At 70.5% G+C, this 22019-nt stretch carries 21 protein-coding genes; 8 read left to right on the top strand and 13 right to left on the bottom strand.

The window, feature by feature from the left end; all coding sequences use genetic code 11:
* Positions 1 to 25: 25 nt before the first annotated feature.
* Together AC07TY_RS05755 and AC07TY_RS05750 are read right to left on the bottom strand one after the other, a co-directional pair.
* The gene (locus AC07TY_RS05755) at positions 26 to 955 is read right to left on the bottom strand and encodes a putative endonuclease domain-containing protein (RefSeq protein WP_494784642.1); all 930 of its coding nucleotides are present in this window, start codon (positions 953 to 955) and stop codon (positions 26 to 28) included.
* Positions 956 to 1126: 171 nt separating this feature from the next.
* Positions 1127 to 1996 (bottom strand): amidase domain-containing protein, encoded by an 870-nt coding sequence (locus AC07TY_RS05750; RefSeq protein ID WP_494784641.1) that lies wholly within the window; start codon positions 1994 to 1996, stop codon positions 1127 to 1129.
* Between the two features lie 170 nt (positions 1997 to 2166).
* On the opposite strand from AC07TY_RS05750, the gene AC07TY_RS05745 reads away from it, so the two are divergent.
* Entirely contained in the window at positions 2167 to 4002 is a 1836-nt protein-coding gene (locus AC07TY_RS05745; RefSeq protein ID WP_488624877.1) for an MDR family MFS transporter, read from the top strand.
* Positions 4003 to 4211: 209 nt separating this feature from the next.
* Positions 4212 to 4715: a flavin reductase family protein gene (locus AC07TY_RS05740; protein WP_123505599.1), complete on the top strand. Its 504-nt coding sequence runs from the start codon at positions 4212 to 4214 to the stop codon at positions 4713 to 4715.
* 124 nt (positions 4716 to 4839) lie between these two features.
* Here AC07TY_RS05740 and AC07TY_RS05735 read toward each other — a convergent pair whose 3' ends face one another.
* Entirely contained in the window at positions 4840 to 5694 is an 855-nt protein-coding gene (locus AC07TY_RS05735; RefSeq protein WP_123505600.1) for a DNA-methyltransferase, read from the bottom strand.
* Between the two features lie 59 nt (positions 5695 to 5753).
* On the opposite strand from AC07TY_RS05735, the gene AC07TY_RS05730 reads away from it, so the two are divergent.
* The 3 genes from AC07TY_RS05730 to AC07TY_RS05720 all read left to right on the top strand — a co-directional run bounded on the left by AC07TY_RS05730 (position 5754) and on the right by AC07TY_RS05720 (position 8910).
* Complete coding sequence (locus tag AC07TY_RS05730) at positions 5754 to 6038, top strand: GNAT family N-acetyltransferase (protein WP_494784640.1); 285 nt, start codon at positions 5754 to 5756, stop codon at positions 6036 to 6038.
* A 32-nt stretch (positions 6039 to 6070) separates the two neighbouring features.
* Positions 6071 to 7666 (top strand): glycosyl hydrolase family 28-related protein, encoded by a 1596-nt coding sequence (locus tag AC07TY_RS05725; RefSeq protein ID WP_494784639.1) that lies wholly within the window; start codon positions 6071 to 6073, stop codon positions 7664 to 7666.
* Positions 7667 to 8151: 485 nt separating this feature from the next.
* Positions 8152 to 8910 (top strand): hypothetical protein, encoded by a 759-nt coding sequence (locus AC07TY_RS05720; RefSeq protein WP_494784638.1) that lies wholly within the window; start codon positions 8152 to 8154, stop codon positions 8908 to 8910.
* Here the strand turns inward: AC07TY_RS05720 and lplAB are convergent.
* The 6 genes from lplAB to AC07TY_RS05690 form a co-directional block, all read right to left on the bottom strand.
* On the bottom strand, positions 8907 to 9956 hold the full coding sequence (lplAB, locus tag AC07TY_RS05715; protein ID WP_494784637.1) for a lipoate-protein ligase LplAB: 1050 nt from the start codon (positions 9954 to 9956) through the stop codon (positions 8907 to 8909). The two genes, AC07TY_RS05720 and lplAB, sit on opposite strands and share 4 nt — an antisense overlap.
* A 10-nt stretch (positions 9957 to 9966) precedes the next feature.
* Positions 9967 to 10827, bottom strand: coding sequence for an alpha/beta fold hydrolase (locus tag AC07TY_RS05710; RefSeq protein WP_494784636.1), 861 nt, complete (start codon positions 10825 to 10827; stop codon positions 9967 to 9969).
* A 133-nt stretch (positions 10828 to 10960) separates the two neighbouring features.
* Complete coding sequence (locus tag AC07TY_RS05705; protein ID WP_488624883.1) at positions 10961 to 11545, bottom strand: hypothetical protein; 585 nt, start codon at positions 11543 to 11545, stop codon at positions 10961 to 10963.
* A 125-nt stretch (positions 11546 to 11670) separates the two neighbouring features.
* Positions 11671 to 13383 (bottom strand): HAMP domain-containing sensor histidine kinase, encoded by a 1713-nt coding sequence (locus AC07TY_RS05700; RefSeq protein ID WP_494784635.1) that lies wholly within the window; start codon positions 13381 to 13383, stop codon positions 11671 to 11673.
* Positions 13376 to 14053 (bottom strand): response regulator transcription factor, encoded by a 678-nt coding sequence (locus AC07TY_RS05695; protein WP_123505607.1) that lies wholly within the window; start codon positions 14051 to 14053, stop codon positions 13376 to 13378. The genes AC07TY_RS05700 and AC07TY_RS05695 overlap by 8 nt, the downstream gene beginning before the upstream one ends.
* Positions 14054 to 14219: 166 nt before the next feature.
* Complete coding sequence (locus tag AC07TY_RS05690) at positions 14220 to 14972, bottom strand: SDR family NAD(P)-dependent oxidoreductase (protein ID WP_494784634.1); 753 nt, start codon at positions 14970 to 14972, stop codon at positions 14220 to 14222.
* 103 nt (positions 14973 to 15075) lie between these two features.
* On the opposite strand from AC07TY_RS05690, the gene AC07TY_RS05685 reads away from it, so the two are divergent.
* The 3 genes from AC07TY_RS05685 to AC07TY_RS05675 all read left to right on the top strand — a co-directional run bounded on the left by AC07TY_RS05685 (position 15076) and on the right by AC07TY_RS05675 (position 17809).
* Positions 15076 to 15534 carry a MarR family winged helix-turn-helix transcriptional regulator gene (locus AC07TY_RS05685; RefSeq protein ID WP_123505609.1) on the top strand — a complete coding sequence of 153 codons (459 nt, stop codon included), beginning with the start codon at positions 15076 to 15078 and terminating at the stop codon, positions 15532 to 15534.
* The gene (locus tag AC07TY_RS05680; protein ID WP_494784633.1) at positions 15531 to 16883 is read left to right on the top strand and encodes an MFS transporter; all 1353 of its coding nucleotides are present in this window, start codon (positions 15531 to 15533) and stop codon (positions 16881 to 16883) included. The genes AC07TY_RS05685 and AC07TY_RS05680 overlap by 4 nt, the downstream gene beginning before the upstream one ends.
* A gap of 104 nt (positions 16884 to 16987) precedes the next feature.
* Positions 16988 to 17809: an endo alpha-1,4 polygalactosaminidase gene (locus tag AC07TY_RS05675; protein ID WP_494784632.1), complete on the top strand. Its 822-nt coding sequence runs from the start codon at positions 16988 to 16990 to the stop codon at positions 17807 to 17809.
* Between the two features lie 171 nt (positions 17810 to 17980).
* Here AC07TY_RS05675 and AC07TY_RS05670 read toward each other — a convergent pair whose 3' ends face one another.
* From AC07TY_RS05670 to AC07TY_RS05655, 4 genes are all read right to left on the bottom strand, one after another.
* Positions 17981 to 18826: a transglutaminase family protein gene (locus tag AC07TY_RS05670; RefSeq protein ID WP_494784631.1), complete on the bottom strand. Its 846-nt coding sequence runs from the start codon at positions 18824 to 18826 to the stop codon at positions 17981 to 17983.
* A complete protein-coding gene (locus tag AC07TY_RS05665; protein ID WP_123505613.1) occupies positions 18823 to 19752 on the bottom strand; it encodes an alpha-E domain-containing protein in 930 nt (309 codons plus the stop codon). The genes AC07TY_RS05670 and AC07TY_RS05665 overlap by 4 nt, the downstream gene beginning before the upstream one ends.
* The gene (locus AC07TY_RS05660; RefSeq protein WP_494784630.1) at positions 19746 to 21428 is read right to left on the bottom strand and encodes a circularly permuted type 2 ATP-grasp protein; all 1683 of its coding nucleotides are present in this window, start codon (positions 21426 to 21428) and stop codon (positions 19746 to 19748) included. Before AC07TY_RS05660 ends, AC07TY_RS05665 begins: the two co-directional genes overlap by 7 nt.
* Positions 21429 to 21642: 214 nt before the next feature.
* Complete coding sequence (locus AC07TY_RS05655) at positions 21643 to 21996, bottom strand: hypothetical protein (RefSeq protein WP_494784629.1); 354 nt, start codon at positions 21994 to 21996, stop codon at positions 21643 to 21645.
* Between the last annotated feature and the right edge of the window lie 23 nt (positions 21997 to 22019).

Here is a 22019-nt window from a genome sequence, read left to right as displayed (position 1 = left end):
CCCGCCGACAGCAACGAGCGACCCCTCACCGGCCTGCAGGGGAAGTATCTGCAGCAGCTAGGACGTGCTTGCGCACTCGCGCGACGACCTGGCTCGACGACGTGCGCAGTGCGCCTCCGGTGACGCGGATGGTGCGCCACCGCGCGTCGGCGAACCGCTCTCGGCGGTCGATGTCGGACTCGAACTGCTTCCTGTCGACGCGGTGCCCGTCGCCTTCGTACTCCACGACGACTCGAGCGTCGCGGAACACGAGGTCGCCGATGCCGAGCCAGCGATCGTCGTCATCACGCACCTCGACGTTGAGCTCGGGCTCCGGCAGTCCGCCCCGCACGAGGAGGAGGCGGAGGCGCGTCTCGCCGGGTGAGCGAACGTTCGACCGTGCCAGATCGAGCGCCTCCCGGAGCGCGACGACACCGCGGGATCCCGCACGCGAGGCCGCGGCGCGTTCGAGCAGCTCGCGCTCCACGAGTCGCGCCCGGGGTCGTGTCGACCACTCCCCGAGGAGGCCGTCGGCCATCGCGACGAGATCGTCGACCCGGAGCTGCTCCGAGCACTGCGCCCACGCCGTGACCGGATCGACGACCGGCAGCCCGTCGAGAAGGAGCCGAGCTACGGGCGTGATCCGGTGGCCGATGACTCCCGGACGACGCATCGCCCGACTCCCCGTCGTCGAGACGTGCAGCTCCACCGGACGATCCGCGTACCGGGAAGGAAGCGGAAGACCCCAGAGGGCCGCCGCCGTGAGGTGGCTGAAGCACTGGTCCGCCCCGAGCACGAGGGCTGCCTCGCGACATCGACCGGCCAGGTCTGCTGCCGGGCTGACCGCCCGGACGCCCAGGAACGGCACGGCGAGGTCTGCCGCGCGAAGGCGGCCCACGCCGACTCCGGCGCGGTACGCATCGGCGACCGCGAACGGCGCCTCAGCCAGCGGATCAGGAAGGGGCGACGAGGACACGCACCCAGCGTGGCGGCCCGGCCACCCCGAGTTCCTGCGCCAGGTCCCTTCTGTGGAGAAGCGCCCCCTGTGGACGACGGTGAGGGGTCGCTCGTTGTCGGCGACCGGGGTCGAGCAGGACAACGAGCGACTCCTCACCCGCCGGCGCCGCAGGCGCAGCCGCAGGCGCTGCTACAGAGACGCTGGGACCTTGTAGAACCAGACGTCGGCACCGGGGTGGTCCTTGGTGATGGCGGTGTCGAGGTCGCGGTAGTCGTAGTCGAGGTTGTGGCCGACGAGCGAGATCTTGCTGCCCGCGATCGCGCTGACGATCATGACGTGGTCGGGCACGCCGTTGTCGTTCCAGTCGAAGTACGCCAGGTCGCCGATGGCGAGCTTCGAGCGCTCGGTCGCGGCCAGGCGGGTGAAGCCGAGCGACGGCGTCGTCGCGAGGTACGTGTCGAACGACGGAGCGTAGCCCCAGGACTCGCTGTGGCCGGTCGAGTTGTAGTACCAGGAGTCGTTCTGGGCGAGGCCGCGCGCGGCGAGGGCCTGGCTCACGAAGTTCTGGCAGTCGCCGCCGACGGCGTTGAAGTTGGCGAACGACGCGTTGTACGCCTTCGCCGACCAGTGCTGGAACGCGTACTGCATCTCTCTGTCGACACCGTCGGTCACCTTGTAGTCGTACGAGAGCCCCGACGACGAGGCGCCGGTGACTGTGACATCGACCGTCGACGGCTGGTAGTCGACGGCGTGCGGCACGACGGCGGTGACCGAGGTGGCGGTAGCCTTGACCGAGGTGGCGGCGACGGTGCCGAACTTCACGGCGCTGACGTCGGCGAGCGACGTGCCCGAGATGGTGACGGTCGAGCCGCCGACGAGACCGCCGGAGGTCGCCGACAGCGATGACGCGGTGGGAGCCGCCGGGGTCGACGATTTCAGGGGCGTCTGCTCTCCGAGCGTCGCGGGAGGCATGACGCCGGACGTGCCGGAGGTGCATCCTGCTAGCAGGGCGGTCGCGACCACGGCCGAGGTCAGAACAGGGACGAACCTTTTACGCATGCACCAAAACCATTCGAGTCAGACCGGGCGGCGGCCACACTAACACTGCGACCTCGGCAGCTCGGGAGAACGGCTTAGGCAAATTCGTGACACTCGTGTAATTTTGCATCGATTGCAAACAATCGCGCGCGGTCAGTGCGCGCGGTACGCAATGAGACGGAAAGAGACAGATGTCCCGGGCAGAAGCAGCCGCACCAGAGACGGCACCCGTCGAGCAGCAGGGGTTGATGACGCACAGGCAGATCCTGTTCGTCATCTTCGGCCTGATGGCAGGTATGTTCCTGTCGTCGCTCGACCAGACGATCGTCGGCACGGCGATCCGCACCATCGGCGACGACCTCCACGGTCTCGACCACCAGGCCTGGGTCACGACGGCCTACCTGATCTGCTCCACCATCGCGACGCCGATCTACGGCAAGCTGTCCGACCTCTTCGGCCGCCGCCCGCTGTTCATCATCGCGATCGCCATCTTCATCATCGGGTCGGCCGCCGCGTCGTTCTCGGACTCGATGTACATGCTCGCCGCCTTCCGCGGCCTGCAGGGCCTCGGCGCCGGTGGCCTCATGGCTCTCCCGCTCGCGATCATGGGCGACATCCTCGCTCCCCGCCAGCGCGCCAAGTACCAGGGCTACTTCCTCGCCGTCTTCGGCATCTCGTCGGTCATCGGCCCGCTGATCGGCGGCCTCTTCGCCGGTGCGGACTCGATCCTGTTCATCACCGGATGGCGCTGGGTCTTCCTGCTCAACGTGCCGATCGGAATCGTCGCCCTCATCATCGTCGGCCGCTTCCTCCACATCCCCGGCCAGAGCCGCAAAGACAACATCCGCATCGACTGGTGGGGCGCCTCGCTCGTCATCGTGTCGGCCGCTCCGCTCCTCCTCGTAGCCGAGCAGGGCCGCGAGTGGGGCTGGGGCTCGCTCAGCGCCTGGGCCTGCTACGTCATCGGCGGTCTCGGCATCATCGGCTTCATCGTGGCCGAGCGCATGATGGGCGACGCCGCGCTCATCCCGCTCAAGCTGTTCAAGAGCCGCACCTTCTCGATGGCGACCGTCCTCGGCGTACTGGTCGGCTTCGGCATGTTCGGCGCGCTCCTGACGGTGCCGCTCTACCTGCAGCTCGTCAACGGCTCCACGCCCACCGAGTCGGGCTTCCAGATGCTCCCGATGATCCTGGGCCTGATGATCTCGTCGATCGTCTCGGGCCAAATCATCTCCCGCACCGGCAAGTACAAGATGTTCCCGCCGATCGGCACGGCGTTCATGATCCTGGGCTTCGCCTGGTTCAGCCAGCTCACCTACGACAAGCCGTGGTACTTCCTCTCCATCGGCATGGTGTTCGTGGGCCTCGGCCTCGGCCAGCTCATGCAGACGCTGACCCTCGCCTCGCAGAACTCCGTCGGCCCGGCCGACATCGGCGTCGCGACCTCGTCGTCGACGTTCTTCCGCCAGATCGGCGGCACGGCCGGCACGGCGATCCTGTTCTCGGTGCTGTTCTCGCGCCTCGGCACGACGATCCCGGACGGCTTCAAAGACAAGACGCTCGCGGCGAACCTGAAGTCGGCGCTGGCCGACACGACGGTGACGTCGAACCCGAACAACGCCGGGATCCTCGACCTGCTCAAGCAGGTCCAGACGGGCAACACCGCCGCTCTCGGAAACGCACTGAACGGCGACACCTCGTTCTTGAACAAGGCGACCGAAGCCCTCAAGGCGCCGTTCCTCTACGGCTTCGCGCACGCGTCGGTCTCGGTCTTCACGATCGCGCTCGTCGTCGTCTCGGTGGCGTTCGTCCTGAGCTTCTTCCTCCGCCCGGCGCCGCTCCGCACGCGCTCCGCAATGGACGAGCAGGCCCACCAGAACGCCGAGGCGGCCTCCGCCAAGGCGCAGGTCGATGCCGACGCCGAGGAGACCGACCGCGCCGCACTCGCCGCGCAGTCCGCCGCCAACACGATGGGCTCCCCGGTGTCGCCCGACACCGGCAGCATCCGCATCCCCAGCCGCGACTAGGTCGGCGGATTCGCGTCCGGGCAGAGCCCAGGGCGCAGGAACTCGAGGTGGTCACCTCGGCAGAAGGCCCGGAACTCCCGCAGTTCCGGGCCTTCCGCCGCCACGGCCAGGCCTCCGACGAAATACGGCGACTTTTTTCACGGCGGCGAAATCTAGATTCAACAATCGAGTGTCACGATGGAACCACAACACCGACGAAGGACCCGATCATGGCTCTCACCCCGTACTCCCCCGACTCGCAGCTCCTGCGCACGACGTTCTCGTACTTCCCGTCCGGGGTGGTCGCGCTGGCCGCCGAGGTCGACGGCGAGCGCGAAGGCCTCGTGGCCTCGTCGTTCACCGTGGGCATCTCGATGGACCCGCCGCTCGTGGGCTTCTCGGTGCAGAACACGTCGACGACCTGGCCCACGCTGAAGAAGGCCGAGCGCATCGGCATCTCGGTGCTCGGCGAGACGCACGGCCAGACCGCGCGCCAGATCGCCGCGAAAGACAAGGCGACGCGCTTCGAGAACCTCGAGCTGGAGACCAGCGACGACGGAGCCCTCTTCGTGCACGGCTCGCCCGTGTGGCTCGAGACGAAGGCGTACGCGGAGTACCCCGCGGGCGACCACACGATGATCCTGCTCGAGGTCACCGGCCTCTACACCGACGCGTCGCTGGAACCCCTCGTGTTCCACGGCAGCGCCTTCAAACAGCTGCTCAAGACGGCCTGAACCCTCCCGTGGCGGCCTAGGCCGTCACGAAGTGGCGGCCTAGGAGCCGTGAGATGCAAGGCGGAGGCGGCCCGGTAATAGCGGAGCTATGCCGGGCCACCGACAACGCAGCAGATTGCGGCCCCTAGGCCGTCACGAAGTCGGCGTCGGGGAGGCGTCGGCGCATCACGGCGACGGCCTCCGTGTTGCTGTCGACGAGCACGAAGTGGCGGCCCAGCTCGGCCGCTGCCGCACCCGTCGTGCCGGATCCTGCGAAGAAGTCCAGCACCCAGTCGCCCTCGCGAGTCGAGGCCTGGATGATGCGCCGCAGGATGCCCAGCGGCTTCTGCGTCGGGTAGCCGGTCTTCTCCTTGCCGGTCGGCGACACGATCGTGTGCCACCAGACATCGGTGGGTAGCTTGCCCCGCGCGGCCTTCTCGGGCGTGACCAGGCCCGGCGCCATGTACGGCTCGCGGTCGACGGCGCTCGAGTCGAAGTGGTACTTCGCCGGGTCTTTCACGTAGACGAGGATCGTGTCGTGCTTGGTCGGCCAGTGCGACTTGCTCTTGGCGCCGTAGTCGTAGGCCCAGATGATCTCGTTCAGGAAGGACGCGCGGCCGAACAGAGCGTCGAGCAGCACCTTCGCGTAGTGCGCCTCGCGGTAGTCGAGGTGGAGGTAGAGGGTGCCGTCGTCCGCGAGCAGCCGCCATGCTTCGGCGAGCCGCGGCTCGAGGAACGACCAGTAGTCGTCGAACCGGTCGTCGTACTTCATCAGGTCGCCGCGGATCCGCTCGTACTGCACGCCCTTGAAGCCGGCCACGGCTCCGGTGCGCGAGCCCCGCACCGAGTGCGTCTCGTGCCGGGTCTGGCTGCGGCCGGTGTTGAACGGCGGGTCGAGGTAGACGACTGTGAACGCCCCGTCGGGGAGGGTCGGCAGGAACTCGAGGTTGTCGCCGTGGACGACACGGTCACGCGACTCCGTGGTCCAGTCTGCGGGCATCCTCCCATTGTGGTCGTCCTGACAGCGCCGCCCGACCACCGCGGCGTATCGTTTCGGCCATGACCGTCGAAGTCCGCAGAGATGACGCCCAGAGCCAGTACACGATCCTCAAGGACGGACGGACGATCGGCTTCGCCGCCTTCCAGGAGTCCGACAGCGAGATCGCGTTCACGCACACGGAGGTCGACCCCGCCGAGCAGGGCAACGGCTATGCCGCAGTGCTCGTGCAGCACGCCCTGGACGACGTGAAGGCGACGAGCGACAAGCGTGTCGTGCCCGCCTGCTCGTATGTCGCGAAGTACGTCGAGAAGAACCCGCAGTACGAGGAGCTCGTGCGGCGCTGAGTCATTGAAATATCTCATGTAGAGTCCTCTGCATGACTTCTGACCGGAGCCCCTCTCCCCATGGCCGTCGCGGCTTCCTCGCCGCGGCGGCCCTCACCACCGCCGCCGGCATCACGGCCGTCGCCGCCTCGCCGGCATCGGCAGCACCCGCACCGGGAAAGAGCGGGCAGAAGGTCACAGCGTCGATGTTCGACGTCACCGACTTCGGGGCGGTCGGCGACCGCGTCACCGACGACACCGCCGCCTTTCAGGCGGCCATCCAGGCGGCGCACGCGAAACTCGGCGTCGTGCTCATCCCGAGCGGCCACTACATCATCGACAGCCTCACCATCCCGACCCTGGTCAAGATCATCGGGGAGGGTGCCGACAGCAGCCGATTCACGCCGTCGGCCCGCGGCGGCGTCAACCTGCACCACCGCGAGCGGAGCGTCGACCCGCTGCTGGTGATCGACGGCGGCGCCATCACCGTCGAGTTCATCACGCTCCACGGCAATGGCAGCCGGGCTCCCCTCATCCGCGTCGACAACGGCTTCGAGTCGCGCATCAACCGCGTCCGGCTGTTCGATGTGCCCGGTACGGCGATCCAGATCAACCGGGTCAACAACAACACCTGGACCGACCTGTTCATCGACAACTGCGGAAGCCGCGACGCCGCGGCGATGGTCGTCACCACGCCCGACGACCCGACGAAGCAGACCAACACGTTCACCTGCTACAACCTCACCATCGAACGGGCAGCCAACGTCGCCCTCGACATCGCCTGGGACGGCCACGGCGGCAATGTCGTGGAGTTCGTGCGCCTGCCGTTCCTCCACGTCGAGTCGCCGGCCGACGAGCACTCGGCGTTCCCCGGCAACGTCGATCCGCTGATCCGCCTCGGCAACGTCCGCCAGCTCGAGCTGACCGACGCCTTCGTCTACGGCGGCCCCGCACCGCTCCTCGTCCACCGCCAGAACCTCACTCTCACCGAGCCGCTCTCAGGCGGCATCCGCCTCATCGGCGGCGCCTTCCTGGGCGCTGACGCCAGGAAGACGGGCAGGCCGTCCGAGACCCTCATCCAGCTCGAGCGGGGCGACGACTTCGCCGTCGGCGGCACCCGCTTCGCGCGGTTCGAGCGCGCGGCGGTCACGGCGGGAGACGCCTACGGCGCTCGAGTCCTGATCGACCCCACGAGCACCGCCCCCTACTCGAAGACCCTCCTGGCCGATGACCGCGATTCCGCCGACCGTCCGACGTGGATCTGGCCCGGTCGCATCCGCGCGAGCGAGGACGTCATCCTCGGGAGACATCTTCGGTCAGACCGCGCATTGTCGAAGCCTCAGCTGACGCCCTTGCCCGGGGCTGGGACCGCTCCGCCCTCACCAACCTTGAACGGCACGGACACGTCGGGATTCCTCTACTTCGGCACGGGCACCCTGACCGCGCGAGGCGGCCTGGTGCGGGTCACCTACGACAAGCCGTTCGACGCGACGCCCGCGGTCGTCATCACCCCGACCGGGTCGGGTGCGGCCACGCGACCGTTCTACGTGTCGCCGACGCGCACCCACTTCGACATAGGCCTGGCGGAGGTCCCGCCCCAGGGCGTCACGAAGACGGGATTCGGCTTCACCTACCAGGTCATCGGCTAGAGCCGACATGGGTTTGAACACTAATTCTGGATGACTACCCAGAGTTAATACGCCTCTCCAGGCGCCCGACCGCTTCACCCAACGGGGCGCACTAGCCGCCGGCGGCGCCGCGGTCGCGCTCGCCTGGCGACGGCCGACAGCGGCACGGATCGCGCACGACGTCTCAGTCGGCGGGCACGTCCTCGGCGACCGGGCCGACCCGCCGACCGTCCAGCTGCTTCCGGCGAACGGAACGGGCGGGCAGCCCGCCGTCGTGTCGGGCTCGGACACCGGCGGCTGGATCGTCTTCGGCACGGGTGCCCGCGCCACCAGCGGCCCGCAGGTGCGCGTGGTGTTCGCCCAGCCCTTCGAGGTCGCCCCGGCCGTCGTCGCTGACCGGCGGGCGCTTCGGCTACCACTACGTCGTCGTCGGCTGACCGGCCCGCGTTCGGGTCGCACCCCTTTGCGGACTTATGCGTGGAGTGCGCTTCCAGGAAACTCAGAGGGTGACACTCGCCCAGCAGCTGACCCGATTCGAGAGCCTTCTCAGTGGAATCGACTCGGCCCTCCTCGCCTCCCTCGCCCCCGGTCTCGACGATTCCGGTGTCGAGGCGCTCCGTCGCGCCCTTGCGCCGACCGAGCTGAGCGCCCAGGTCGAGGTGCTGTACCGGTGGCGCAGCGGCGGGCCCCTGCCGCTGTTCTTCGGGCGGGCGATGGCCACGCCGAAGCGGCTGGCGGGCGCGACGGCCGCCGCGGAAGAGGGGGCGGGCCTCGTCGACGGGATTCCCGTGTTCGTCGGGGGTGACGGCGGGGCGGTTGCCGATCTCGAGTTCCTGCTCTCCGATCTCTGCGACGCGGCCGAGGCCGCCGGCGACTCGCCGTATGAGCGGCGCGCAGCCCTGACCGGCGCCGCGCCTGCGCGGCCCTGCACGACGACCGCCGCCGACACCGCCGAGACCCGCACGATCGCCGACCTCGTCGAGCAGAGCCACGAGGCAGAGGCCGTCGGCACCGTCGGCGGCCGCATCGTCGACGCGTGGGATTCTGCGGGATACGTGGAGTTCCGGCTGGCCGACGCCTCGCACACGCTCGTGCTCGGCATCCGCGACCCCGATCACGAGTCGCTGCCCGCGCTCGGCCAGGAGCTGCTGGTGACCGTGCGCATCCGCAAGGGCGCGACGGCCATCACGGAGCCGATCGACCCGAGGCGGCCGTCGGTGCTCGGCGCTGTGCCCGCGGACTACCTCTCGCACTCGGCTTTCTAGGGGACGCGGGCCAGCCACTCCGGCGTCGCGAACTTGGTGCGCACCAGCTCTTCGGCCTGCGCCAGCTCGTCGTCGGTCACGTGACCGACGGTCGCGCCGTAGAGGCCCGTGAACGTGCGCTTGAGGCTGTCGATCACCTCGGCGCGCGGCAGTCCCGTCTGCGAGCGCAGCGGGTCGACCCGCTTGGCCGCCGAGGTCGTGCCCTTGTCGCTCATCTTCTCGCGGCCGATGCGGAGCACCTGCACCATCGTGTCGCCGTCCATGTCGTAGCTCATGGTGGCGTGGTGCAGGAGGGCGCCGTTGCCGAGCCGCTTCTGCGCGGCGCCGCCGATCTTGCCCTTGGCGCTCGTGATGTCGTTGAGCGGCTGGTAGAACGCGTCGATGCCCATCGACTTGAGCCCCTGGATCACCCATTCGTCGAGGTAGGCGTACGAGTCGGCGAAGCTCATGCCCTGCACGAGGTCGCCCGGGGCGTACAGCGAGTAGGTCACGATCGAGTCGGCGTCCATGAACATGGCACCGCCGCCCGAGATGCGGCGCACGACCTGGAAGCCGTGCTTCTCGGCGTTCTCAGCGTCGACCTCGTTCTTGAGCGACTGGAAGCTGCCGATCACGACGGCGGGCTCGTTCCACTCCCAGAAGCGCAGCGTGGGCCCGCGGCGGCCGGCCCCCACCTCTTCGGTGAGCACCTGGTCGAGCGCGAGGTGCACGTTGGGCGAGACGGGCCCGTCGTGGATGATCTGCCAGTCGTAGTCGCGCCAGTCGGTCGCGCGGCTCAGCGACCGGCGGATCGCGACGGCGATCGCCTCGGGCGAGACGCCGAGCATCGTGGTGCCCTCGGGGAGTCCCGCCCGGATCGCGGCCGAGATGTCGGCGGAGTCGGCGGCGGCGTCGAGACCGTTGACGGCGCGGTCGATCGCCTCGAGGGCGTCGTCGGGCTCGAGAAAGAAGTCGCCCGCGAGCCGGAACCCCGACAGCCTCCCGTCGACGACGTCGAGGTCGACGACTACGAGTTTTCCGCCTGGGACCTTGTACTCACCGTGCATAGAAGCGAGCCTACGCAGGAACTGCGGAACGAGCGTCGAGCCACCCGATCAGGTCGACCGTGACCTCGTCCCTGTTGGTCTCGTTGAACACCTCGTGCCGCGCCCCGTCGTAGACGATGAGCTCGACGTCGGTGAAGCCCGACCGGTCTCGGTAGGCCGCCACGAGCTTCTCGGCGCTGGTACGGCCGCCGAGCGGGTCGTCGTCGCCGACCATCACGAGCAGCGGCAGGTCTCGCTTCGGGTGCCGGGTCGGGCGGCCGTAGAGGCGGAGCGCGTCGCGGAGGCCGAAGAGCTTCAGGAGGGTGGCCGGTATGGCCAGCGGGTCGACGGCCATCGCGGCGGCGACGGCGGGGTCGCGGCTCAGCCACTCGAACCCCGTGGTGCCGAGGTGCGCGTGGCGCTTGTTGAGGTCGCCGCCGTTCATCGTCAGGGGCGTGCGATACGCGGTGCCGGTGAGGACGGCGCCGTCGTAGTCGTCGGCGTGCGCGTCGACGATGATCTGAGCCATCAGCGAGCCCCACGAGTGCCCGAGCAGAACGAGCGGGAGCCCGGGGGCGTCGGCGCGGGCCGTCCGGGTCACATCGCGCACGGCCTCGACGGTGGCGGGAAGGCCGCCGGGCCCGAGGTGGCCGAGCATCGGGCTGCCCTCGCCCCACTGGCCGATGCCCGTGCGGCCGTGTCCGCGGTGGTCGTCGGCGTAGACGGTGTAGCCGGCGGCGGCCAGTGCCTCGGCGAGCCGCTCGTACCGGAGCGCGTATTCGCCGACGCCGTGCGCGAGCTGGACGATGCCGCGCGGCGCGGAGGCCGCCCACACGTAGTAGTGGATGACGACGCCGTGGGCGTCCGTGAGCGTGCGGTCGTCGCGAGCCATGCCGCCAGTCTGGCACTGGGTGGCGGCGAGGCCGCGGCCCGCGCGCGAAAGTGCACTCGTTGTCGCACCAGGGGGTCCTGGGCGACAACGAGTGCACTCTCGGCGGTGACGGCGGCGCCAGCCGCCCAGACGATCAGTCGTCAGAGCCGTGTCCGCCGTGGTCGTCACCGGCGTCGTGGCCGGAGCCGTCGTCCGAGCCGCCGTGCTTGCCGCTGCTCGATCCGTCGCGGTCTCCACCGTGGTCGTCGCCCGCGTCGTGCGAGGGGCCGTCATCGCTGACGGCGGCGACCGGGGTGGGAGCCGTCGAGGCGACCGGGGCCGGCGCAGTGGCGTGGTGGCCGGAGTCGTCGGCGGCCGGCGCGGTCGTCGGGGCCGGCGTGGTGGAGGCGACGGGCGCAGGAACTGCGACGACGTCATCGGCCCCACGCCCGTGGCGCACGTGGCCCGGAGCGTCGTCGGCCCCGCGTCCGTGGCGCGCGTGACCGGCGGCGTCATCGGCGCCGTGGCCGTGGCGCGCGTGCGGCTTCGCGGTGGGCGTGGTGCTCGGCGACCCGGTCGGCGTGGCCGATGCCGTGGGGGCGGCGGGGCTGGCGGTGGTCGTGGCGACCGGCGTGGCGGTGTCGTCGGCGCCCTGCGAGGCGAAGGCGATGCCGGCGGATCCGAGCACGAGCGCCGCGGCGGCGGTGCCGGTGATGACGAGCTTCTTGGTGCGGTTCATGATGTCCTCCGTGGTGGGTGGGCCGCCTGTGCGGCTGACATGACTTTCCCAAGGGGGTGCTGAACCGGGTCTGAAGCGTCCTGAACGAACGTTCAGGTGCGAACGGGCTCGGTCGTCGAAGACCGTCAGTCGTCGAGCAGCGGAAGCGACACCTCGAAGCGGGCACCGCCCAGGGCGGAGTCGGCGACGCGCACCTCGCCGTCGTGGACGCCGACGAGGCTGCGCACGATGGCGAGCCCCAGCCCCGACCCTCCGGCCTCCCGGGCCCGGGCCTCGTCCAGCCTGACGAACCGTGAGAACACCCGATCGCGGTCAGCCGCGGGCACACCCGCCCCGTCGTCGTCGACCGCGAGCAGCACTCGCCCGTCGGCGACCTCGAGCGAGAGGGCGACCGCGCCTGCTGCGTGCCGGGCGGCGTTGTCGGCGAGGTTCCTGACCACCTGCGCCAGCATCCCCCGATCGCCCCGCACCCGGGCCGCTGTGACGTTCGTGGCGTCGACCGTCACCGCCCCCGCCGAGCGGAGGCGTGCCGCCTCGCCGAGGACGATGTCGTCGACGTCGACGGCCTGCATCGCAGGCTCGAGTCCGCCCTCGTCGGCCCGCGCGAGGATCAGCATGCCCTGCACCAGGTCGGCCAGGCGCTGTCCCTCGGTGAGCACGGTGTCGGCGAGCAGCTCGGGCTCGATGCGGCCGGGGTAGGCGCGCTGCACCTCGGCGAGCTGCCGCATGACGGCGAGGGGCGACCGCAGCTCGTGCGAGGCGTCGGAGACGAAGCGACGCTGCGACTTGGCGGAGTCGTCGAGCCGGTCGAGCATCTCGTTGAGGGTGGTGGCGAGCCGGGCGATCTCGTCCGAGCCGCCCTGGCCCGGGATCCGATTCGAGAGCCGTGCGGCGGTGATGCCCTCGACCTCGAGCCGCATCTGCTCGACGGGCCGGAGCGACCGGCCGACGACCAGCCACGTCGTCGCCGCCATGACCAGCAGCAGGATCGGGATCACGACGCCGAGCGTGGTGAGCGTGGCGCGCTCGGTCACGGCGTTGGCGGCGAGCGAGCGAGCCGCGGCCACGACGTAGTCGGTCGACGGGTCGGGCCGCGCGGCGGCGAGGTGGATCACGGGGCCGGGCGTTCTCACGGAGGCCGATCCCGCGTCGGGCGCGGGGGCGCCGGGAGCGGGCGCGCCGACGTCGTCGGAGCCACCGCCGCCGGAGCCACCGCCGCCGCCCTTGCCCGACTGGCGCCCGCTGCCGGAGCCGGAGCCGCCGGAGTCGTCCGACCCGCCGGAGGTTCCGCCGGAGCCTGCGCCCGAGCCGCCCGAGTCGTCGGTGGTGCCGGTGGTGGTGCCGGTTCCTGCGCCCGAGGTCGGCTCGGAGCTCGGCGACGGGGAGGTCTTGCCCGAGTCGTCCTGGGCCGGGACGGTGACGGTCGGCACCGGCGTCGGCGTGAACGTGCCCGACGACGTCTCGAACGCGTACCGCTCGCCCGACAGCGACACCGTGCCGGTCTTCACCGGCGACGCGAGCGCGAGGTAGGCGCGGACCGCGGAGGGATCGCCCCACGACGCGAGCACCTTCGACCCGTCGGCCGACAGCACCACGGCGACCGACCCGTCGGGCGTGCCCGTGCCCCGGACCGCCGTCGCGGGCGCCGTTCCGGCCTCGAGGCGCGACAGCACCCGGTCGGCGTCGCTCGTCGCGGTCGACCGCACGCCCTGCTCGAGCACGGCCCGCTGCACGACGGAGTACACGACCGAGGCCCCCACGAGCGTCACGCCCACGATCGCGACGGCCGCGACGGTGATCCGCAGGCGGAGAGAACCTCGTCGCCGACGCTCAGCCACCGTTGCCCGCCAGACGGTACCCGGCGCCGCGCACGGTCTCGATGGACTCGCGGTCGAACGGCCGGTCGATCTTGTTGCGCAGATGCCGCACGTAGACCTCGACGATGTTGTTGTCGCCCTCGAAGTCGTCGTCCCAGATGCCGTCGAGCATCTGCCGCTTCGTGACGACCTCGCCCGCGTGCCGCATCAGGAACTCCAGCACGGCGTACTCGCGCGTCGTCAGCTCGATCTGCTCGTCGCCGCGAAAGACCTTTCGGGACGCAGGATCGAGGCGCAGGTCGCCGGCCTCGAGCACCGTCGGCCGCTCGCGAGCGCCCCGCCGCACGAGCGCGCGCATCCGGGCGAGCAGGACCGAGAACGAGAACGGCTTCGTCAGGTAGTCGTCGGCTCCCGTGTCGAGCCCCTCGATCTCGTCCCACTCGCCGTCCTTGGCCGTGAGCATGATGACCGGGGTCCAGTCGCCCTCGTCGCGCATGGTGCGGCAGATGGCGTAGCCGCTCATGCCGGGCAGCATGATGTCGAGCACGACCACGTCGTACTCGTTCTCGCGGGCGCGCCAGAGGCCGTCGGTGCCGGTCGCGGCGTGGTCGACGGCGATCCCCTCGGCCTCGAGCCCGAGCCGGAGGCCGTGCGCGAGCCCCGCGTTGTCTTCGACGACGAGCACGCGCATACGGCCTCCCCAACTGTGTCGGGCCCATCTTGACGGCAGTTTGCTGAAGCGGCGCTGAAGCGCGCACTCCCGCGACGACGAAAGTGCGCTCTTTGTCGTTTTCCGGGGCGGAAACGACAACGAGCGCACTCTCGGCCTCAGGCGGCCCAGCCGCCCCCTTTGCGGTCTAGTGGGCCGAGTAGCCACCGTCGACGAGGTGGTACGAGCCCGTGATGAACGACGCGTCGTCGCTGAGCAGGAAGAGCGTCAGCGCGGCGACCTCGGCGTCCGTGCCCAGGCGGCCGGTGGCGTGCTGCGCCTCGAGGCCGGTCAGCGCCTCGGGGCTGAGCGACGAGCGGACCAGCGGGGTGTCGATGAAGCCCGGGCCGACGGCGTTGGTGCGGACGCCCTGCGCCGAGTACTCGAGGGCGGCGACCTTGGTGAGGCCGATGAGGGCGTGCTTCGAGGCGACGTAGGCGGCGTTCTGGGCGATGCCGACCGAGCCGAGCACGCTGCTCATGTTGACGACGGCGCCGCCGCCGGCCGCGACGATGGCGGGCAGCTGCGAGCGGAGGCCGTAGAACACGCCGTTCAGGTCGACGTTCACGACGCGGTCCCATGCGGCGACCTCGTAGTCGCCGATGTTCGCAGCGGGCGCGCCGATGCCGGCGTTGTTGACGGCGAGGTGGAGGGCGCCGTAGGTGTCCTGCGCGAACTTCACGGTCTTCTCGCTGTCTTCGGCGATGCCGGTGTTGGCCGAGAAGGCCGCGGCGGTGCCGCCGGCGGCCACGATCTCGTCGACGACGCGCTGCGCGGCCTCGATCGTGATGTCGGTGACGACGACCTTCGCACCCTCGGCGGCGAGCGCCTTCGAGATGCCTTCGCCGATGCCGCTGCCGCCGCCGGTGACGATCGCGACCCTGCTGTCGAACCTTGCCATGTTCTTCTGTCCTTCGTGACATTTAGTAAACGGTTGTTGCTTATCTCGAATCCTACGCCGGTGCCATTTATTTAGCAAAGCTAATTTGTTAGGCTAACCATCGATGACCGACCCCAGTCCCAGCACCGGCGCCCTGCGCACGGTGCCCCATTCCCAGCTGGCGACCGACGTGCGCCAGGGCGTCCTCCGCCTCTCGCGCCGCCTCCGTCAGCAAAAGGCCGACACGCACGTCACCGACGCGCAGATGGCGGCCCTCGGCTTCCTGCTCCAGAACGAGCCCCTCACGATCGGCGCGCTCAGCGAGCACGAGGGCGTGACTCCCCCGTCGATGAACAGGACGGTCGGCGCCCTCGTCGAGCTCGGCTTCGTCGAGCGCGGCACCGACGACGACGACCGGCGCAAGGTCGTGCTCCGCACCACGCTCGACGGCGCGACGTTCGTCCTCGAGACGCGGCGCCGGCGCGACGAGTGGCTGGTGCCGCGGCTGGCCAGGCTCACCGCCGACGAGCGCCGATCGCTTGCCGAGGCCACGCGGATCCTGCGAGAGCTGGCTCGCGAGTGAGCGCGATGTTCAGCTCGCTCAGCCTGCACAACTACCGGCTGTGGTTCGGCGGGGCGCTCGTGTCGAACACCGGCACGTGGATGCAGTCGACCGCGCAGGACTGGGTCGTGCTCACCGAGCTCACCGACCACAACGCCACGGCGCTGGGCGTCACGATGGCGTTGCAGTTCCTGCCGCCGATTCTGATGATCCCGATCACCGGGCTCATCGCCGACCGCTACGACCGCCGCAGGATGCTGATGTTCACGCAGGCGGCCCTCGGCACGCTCGGGCTGGCGCTCGGCCTGCTCGTCGTCACGCACGTCGTCCAGCTCTGGATGGTGTGGGGCTTCGCGCTGCTGCTCGGCATCGTGCAGGCCATTGACGCGCCGATCCGCCAGAGCTTCGTCTCCGAGCTGGTGCCACCCGAGAAGCTGTCGAACGCGGTGTCGCTCAACTCGGCGTCGTTCAACGGCGCCCGGCTGATCGGCCCCGCCGTCGCCGGCGTGCTCATCGCGACCGTCGGCTCGGGCTGGGTCTTCCTGATCAACGCGGCGTCGTTCCTGGCGGTCCTGTCGTCGCTCCGCTTCATCCGCGTGCGCGAGCTCGAGTTCAAGCCGAAGGTCTCGCGGGCGAAGGGCCAGATCAAAGAGGGGTTCCGATACGTCCGCGGTCGCCCCGACCTGGTCGTCGTGTTCGTGATGATCTTCATCATCGGCACGTTCGGCATGAACTTCCCGATCTTCACCTCGACGATGGCCACGCAGGCGTTCGGCGTCGGAGCCGACGGATTCGGCCTGCTCACCTCGGCCGTCGCGGTGGGATCCCTCGCCGGTGCCCTGCTGTCGGCGCGGCGCGAGCGGCCCCGCATGCGGATCCTCGTGCTCGCCGCCGTCTCGTTCGGCGTCACCTGCACCGTGGCCGCTCTGATGCCCACCTACTGGAGCTTCGCCGCCGTGCTCGTCGCGGTCGGCCTGTCGTCGATCACCCTCATGACCACCGCCAACGGCACCGTCCAGCTCGGCGCGGCACCCGAGATGCGCGGCCGCGTCATGGCCCTCTACATGGCGATCTTCACGGGCGGAACCCCCATCGGCGCCCCGATCGTCGGCTGGGTCGCCAACACCTACGGCCCGCGCGCGGCCATCGGCGTGGGCGCGGGGGCCGGGTTCGCGGCGGCAGCCGTCGCGATCATCTGGCTCGTCCGGCGCCAGCACCTGCGCCTGCGGCACGACTCGGGCCTGCACTTCCGGGTGCGGCACGACGGCGACGGGCTGCCCCCGACCGGCCTGATCACGCTGCCGGGCCAGGCGGTGCGCGACGGCGTCCGAACGGAGCTGGCGGCCGACGAGACGGTCGCGCGGCGGTAGCGGGGGCGCAGGAACTCGGCGAACGGCGGCGGGCCGCCAGTTCCTGCGCGCCTGCCCGATCGGGGGCCTGCCTCGTGGCGTCGGCGCCACCTAGGCTGGGGCGCATGCTCCGCGCCCGCCTCGCTCTCGCCGCGGCCGCCGTCGTCGCAGCCCTCGTCGTCACCACGGCCGGAGGGTGCTCGGCCTCGGTCGCCGACCCGCCCGCGACGGTCGTACTCCCGCCCGTGCACGGCGCCGCCGACTACCAGCTCGGCGGCTCGTACACGCCGCCCGACGGGGTCACGGTCGTCACCCGCGACAGCACGTCGAAGCCGGCCAAGGGCATCTACTCGATCTGCTACGTCAACGGGTTCCAGACCCAGCCTGGCGTGAAGTGGCCGAGCTCGCTCATCGTGCACACCAAGTCGGGCAAGCCGCTGGTCGACCCGGGCTGGCCCGACGAGCACATCATCGACATCTCGACGCGCGCGAAGCGGGTCAAGGCGGCGACGATCGTCGGCAGGTCGACGACGTCGTGCGCGACCAAGGGCTTCGAGGCCGTCGAGTTCGACAACCTCGACTCGTACTCCCGATCGAAGGGCGCGCTGACGCTGGCCAAGGCGATCGCGTTCGCGAAGCTGCTCGTGAAGCAGGCCCATGCCGACGGCCTCGCGGCCGGGCAGAAGAACACCGCGCAGCTCGGATCGCGCGGCAAGACGCAGATCGGCTACGACTTCGCGGTCTCGGAGGAGTGCGACACCTACGACGAGTGCGGCACCTTCACGAAGGTGTACGGCTCGAACGTGCTCGACGTCGAGTACACCGACGACCTCCGGGGCACGTTCGCCGAGGTCTGCGCCCGCTCGGCCACGCCGCCGATGACGATCCTGCGCGATCGCGACCTGACGACGCCGAAGTCGGCCGACTACGTCTACGAGGCCTGCTGACCGTCGGCGCCCCGCGGTGCCGAGCCACCGAGCCGCCGAGCCACCGAGACTCCAGACGTGGCCCCTTTTCGATACCGAATCGGGGCCACGTCTGGAGTCTCGGCTGCTTCGGGGGGCGACTTCGGGGGCGGGGACGGGCGCCGAGGGCGGGGCCGACGCGGAGGCCGCGGACTACGCCTCGCGGGTGATGTCGACGGTGACGAAGAGCTTCGACGTCCGCGATCCCCCGTACACCCCGCGCAACGGCGGCACGTCGTTGTAGTCGCGGCCGTGGCCGACGACGACATGCCGCTCGCCGATGTCGATGAGATTCGTCGGGTCGTAGCCCGACCAGCCGCCGCAGAAGTACTCGACCCACGCGTGCGACTCGCCGACGATCGTCTCGTGGAGCGGCGCGGCCGGCTTCGGGTGCAGGTACCCCGAGACGTACCGGGCCGGGATGCCCGCCGAGCGGAGCGCGCCGAGTGTGATGTGGGCGATGTCCTGGCAGACGCCGGCTCCCGCGGCCCAGGCGTCGGCCGCGGTCGACTTCACGTTCGTGACGCCCCGGAGGTACTTGACCCGGTCGCCGATCTCCTCGCCGATGCGCAGCGCGGCCTCGCAGGGCGTCGCCGTGTCGGCGACCGCCGCGGCGGCCAGCTCGACGACCTCGGGCGGCGGCGCCGTGAGGGGCGTCTGCTCGAGCTGCTCGACGAACTCCGAGCGGCGGGTGGCGGCGTCGTGGAGGTCGTCCCACGACAGGTCGTGCGGCAGGTGGGGCGAGGGGCGCACCTCGATGAGCGACGTCGCCGTCAGCGACAGCTGGCGGTGCGGCTGGAGCACCTCGAACGACGAGACGCGCGAGCCCCAGTAGTCGAGGTACTCGTGGGCGCCCGAGTTCGGCTCGATGCGGAGGTTCGACGAGAGCACGAACTGGTTCTCGGTCGACGCCGGCAGCATGCGCGCCTCGTTGTAGCTGGCCTTGGCCTCGCCCTCGTACTGGAACCCCGTGACGTGCTTGATGCGAAGTCGGCTCACGAGCGCTCACCGACCCAGGTCGGCGCGGCGGAGGTCGGGAAGTAGCGCTGGCGGATCGCCTCCGATGCGGCCGACGTCGCGGCCTGCACGGCGTCCATGTGCGTCGGCAGGTCGTCGAGGATCTCGGCGATCGGCTTGTACTCGAGCTCGGAGCGCATCTGTCCGAGGATACGGACCCCGGCATCCGACGAGGCCGTCCGCGCCGTGTTGGGCTCGACCTCGCGCAGGCACGCTTCCGCCCGCGAGATCGCGAACAGCACGCTCCGCGGGAAGAGGCGATCCAGAAGCAGGAACTCCGCCGCGTTGCGTGCGCTCGGCACCCCGCGGTACGTGCGGAGGTACGCCTCGTACGCCCCGACCGACCGCAGGATCGTGGTCCACGACGGGCCCGACGCCTCGGTCAGCGTGCGCGTCGCCAGCAGGCGGGCAGTCATGTCGGCGCGCTCGATCGACCGGCCGAGGGTGAAGAACTGCCAGACCTCGTCGCGGCTCGTCGCCGACTCGATGATGCCGACGGCCAGCGCCGAGCGCTCGCGCACCCAGGCGAAGAACTCGTGCACCTTGTCGCTCGACACCTTGCGCGGCATCCGGGCACGGGTCGTGTTGAGGCACTCCCAGAGCTCGGTCGACACGATCTCGCGGGCCCGCCGGGCGTTCTCGCGCGCCGCTCCGAGCGAGTAGGCGATCGAGGCCGGGTTGTGGCGGTCGACGGCGAGCATCGACAGCACGTCGGCCCGAGTGATCTCGACGCCCTCGGGCGCCTCCGACCCCATGACCGAGAGGAGCGACCGGCAGGCGGCGTCCTCCTCGATCCAGGGGTCTTCGAGGAGCAGCTGGAGGTGCACGTCGAGGATGCGGGCGGTGCCGTCAGCCCTCTCGATGTACCGGCCGATCCAGAAGAGGCTCTCGGCGATCCGGCTCAGCATGACGTGCCTTCCTGTTGCTGCTGCTGTTCCTGGGTGACGTTGTGGGGTCCGGGAACCTGCGCTTGCTGCTGCTGCGACTGCTGGTCGCGCTTGGGGTCGTCTTCGGGCGAGTGGTCGGGCACGTGGTCGGCCGCGATGATCGGGATCGACGACGTGGGCGTCGCCTGCTCGCCGACCAGCTCGGAGACGCTGTGCCCCGCCACCCAGGTGCCGGCGTCGACGCCGACCACCCAGGTGTCCTTCGATCCGCCGCCCTGGCTCGAGTTGACGACGAGCTGCCCCTCGGGGAGCGCGACGCGCGTGAGGCCGCCGGGCAGCACCCAGACGTCGTCGCCGTCGTTGACCGCGAAGGGGCGGAGGTCGACGTGGCGGGGCCGGAGGCCGTCGTCGACGAGCGTCGGGATCGTCGACAGCTGGACGACCGGCTGCGCGATCCAGCCCCGCGGGTCGTCGATGAGTCGAGCTCGGAGCTCGTCGAGCTCCGGCTTGGACGCGGCCGGTCCGACCACCAGGCCCTTGCCGCCCGAGCCGTCGACGGGCTTGACGACGAGCTCGTCGAGCCGGTCGAGCACCTCCTCGAGCGCGCCCGGGTCTTCGAGGCGCCAGGTGTCGACGTTCGGCAGGATCGCCTCCTCGCCGAGGTAGTAGCGGATCAGGTCGGGCAGGTACGTGTAGACGAGCTTGTCGTCGGCGACGCCGTTGCCGACCGCGTTGGCGATGGTGACGGTGCCGAGGCGCGCCGCCATCAGGAGGCCCGGCGAGCCGAGCACCGAGTCGGCGCGGAACTGCAGGGGGTCGAGGAACTCGTCGTCGACACGGCGGTAGATCACGTCGACGCGCTGCGGGCCGGCGGTGGTGCGCATCCAGACGCGGCCGCCCGAGCAGTAGAGGTCGCGGCCCTCGACGAGCTCGACGCCCATCAGGCGGGCCAGCAGCGTGTGCTCGTAGTACGCCGAGTTGAAGACGCCGGGCGTGAGCACGACCACGGTGGGGTCCTCGACGCCGACCGGGGCGCTCTTGCGCAGCGCGTGGAGCAGCTTGTTCGGGTAGTCGCCGACCGGCCGCACCCGCATGGAGACGAACAGCTCGGGCAGGGTCTGCGCCATGACCCGGCGGTTCGAGATGACGTAGCTGACCCCCGAGGGCACTCGCACGTTGTCCTCGAGCACGCGCCAGGCGCCTGCCTCGTCGCGGATCAGGTCGATTCCCGACACCTGGATCCGCACGCCGTTGGCGGGGTCGATGCCGGCGGCCTGCCGGTGGAAGTGGCTCGACGACGTGATCAGCGACGCCGGAATGACGCCGTCCGCCACAGCGCGCTGCGGGCCGTAGACGTCGGCGAGGAACGCCTCGAGCGCCTTGACCCGCTGCTTGACGCCCTTCTCGACGTCCACCCACTCGGCCTGCTCGATGACGCGCGGCACCGCGTCGAGCGGAAACGGCCGCTCCTCGCCGGCGAAGTCGAATGTGACGCCCTGGGCGAGGTACGAGTCGGCGAGGGCGGCCGTGCGGCCCCGCAGCTCGTCCTGCGTCATGCTCTCGAGCGCGGCATGGATCTCGCGGTACATGGCGCGTGGACCGCCGGCGCGCAGGAACATCTCGTCCCATGCGCCCGTGGCCGCGCCGCCGGCCCTGCCGTGGCTGACGCCGGCATAGCCGTCGAAGAGGTCTCCCATGTGACGAACCTAGGCCGACGGTGTTGCGGGAGTGTTTCGGGCGCGGGGCGGGGGTGTGACGGCGTCCGGGCCGGCCCGGCGAGCGGCGCAGGAACTCGCGGCTCGCCGGCGGGCTGCCCGTTCCTGCGCCCCCTCCGTTCGGCCCACGCACTCGCGATCGGCCCGGGTGCCACGCGGCGGACTGGTGTGACGGCCGGATCAGGAGGCCTAGCCGCTACGCCGGACGCGGCGCCATCTCGACGCGGAGCATCTCGAAGGGATCGGCGAGCTCGGGCGCGTCGGCCGGATCGAGCGACATCGCGTGCACCATCAGCGGGGGGAAGTCGGGGATCGCGAACTCCCCGTCGCGACTGGCGGACATGTAGCCGTCGATGTCGACGACGTCGAGCGCGGTCCCCGGGCCGAGCAGGAGGGCGTGGGAGGCGATGTCGCCGTTCTCCTCCAGCACCGGGACCTCCACCACCACGGCCACGCCGCGCCCGGCGACGTGGACCGCGTAGTCGAGCAGAGCGTCGGCCACGACGGCCGCGGTGACGAGCGAGCGGCCGCCGTAGGTGATTCGCTTCATCGTTCAGTTCTACGCGTTCAGGA

This window comes from Frondihabitans sp. GW821-FHT04F02 (assembly GCF_059420045.1).
Note: the sequence above shows the minus strand (reverse complement) of the source record. Positions and strands in the feature narration are given on the sequence as shown.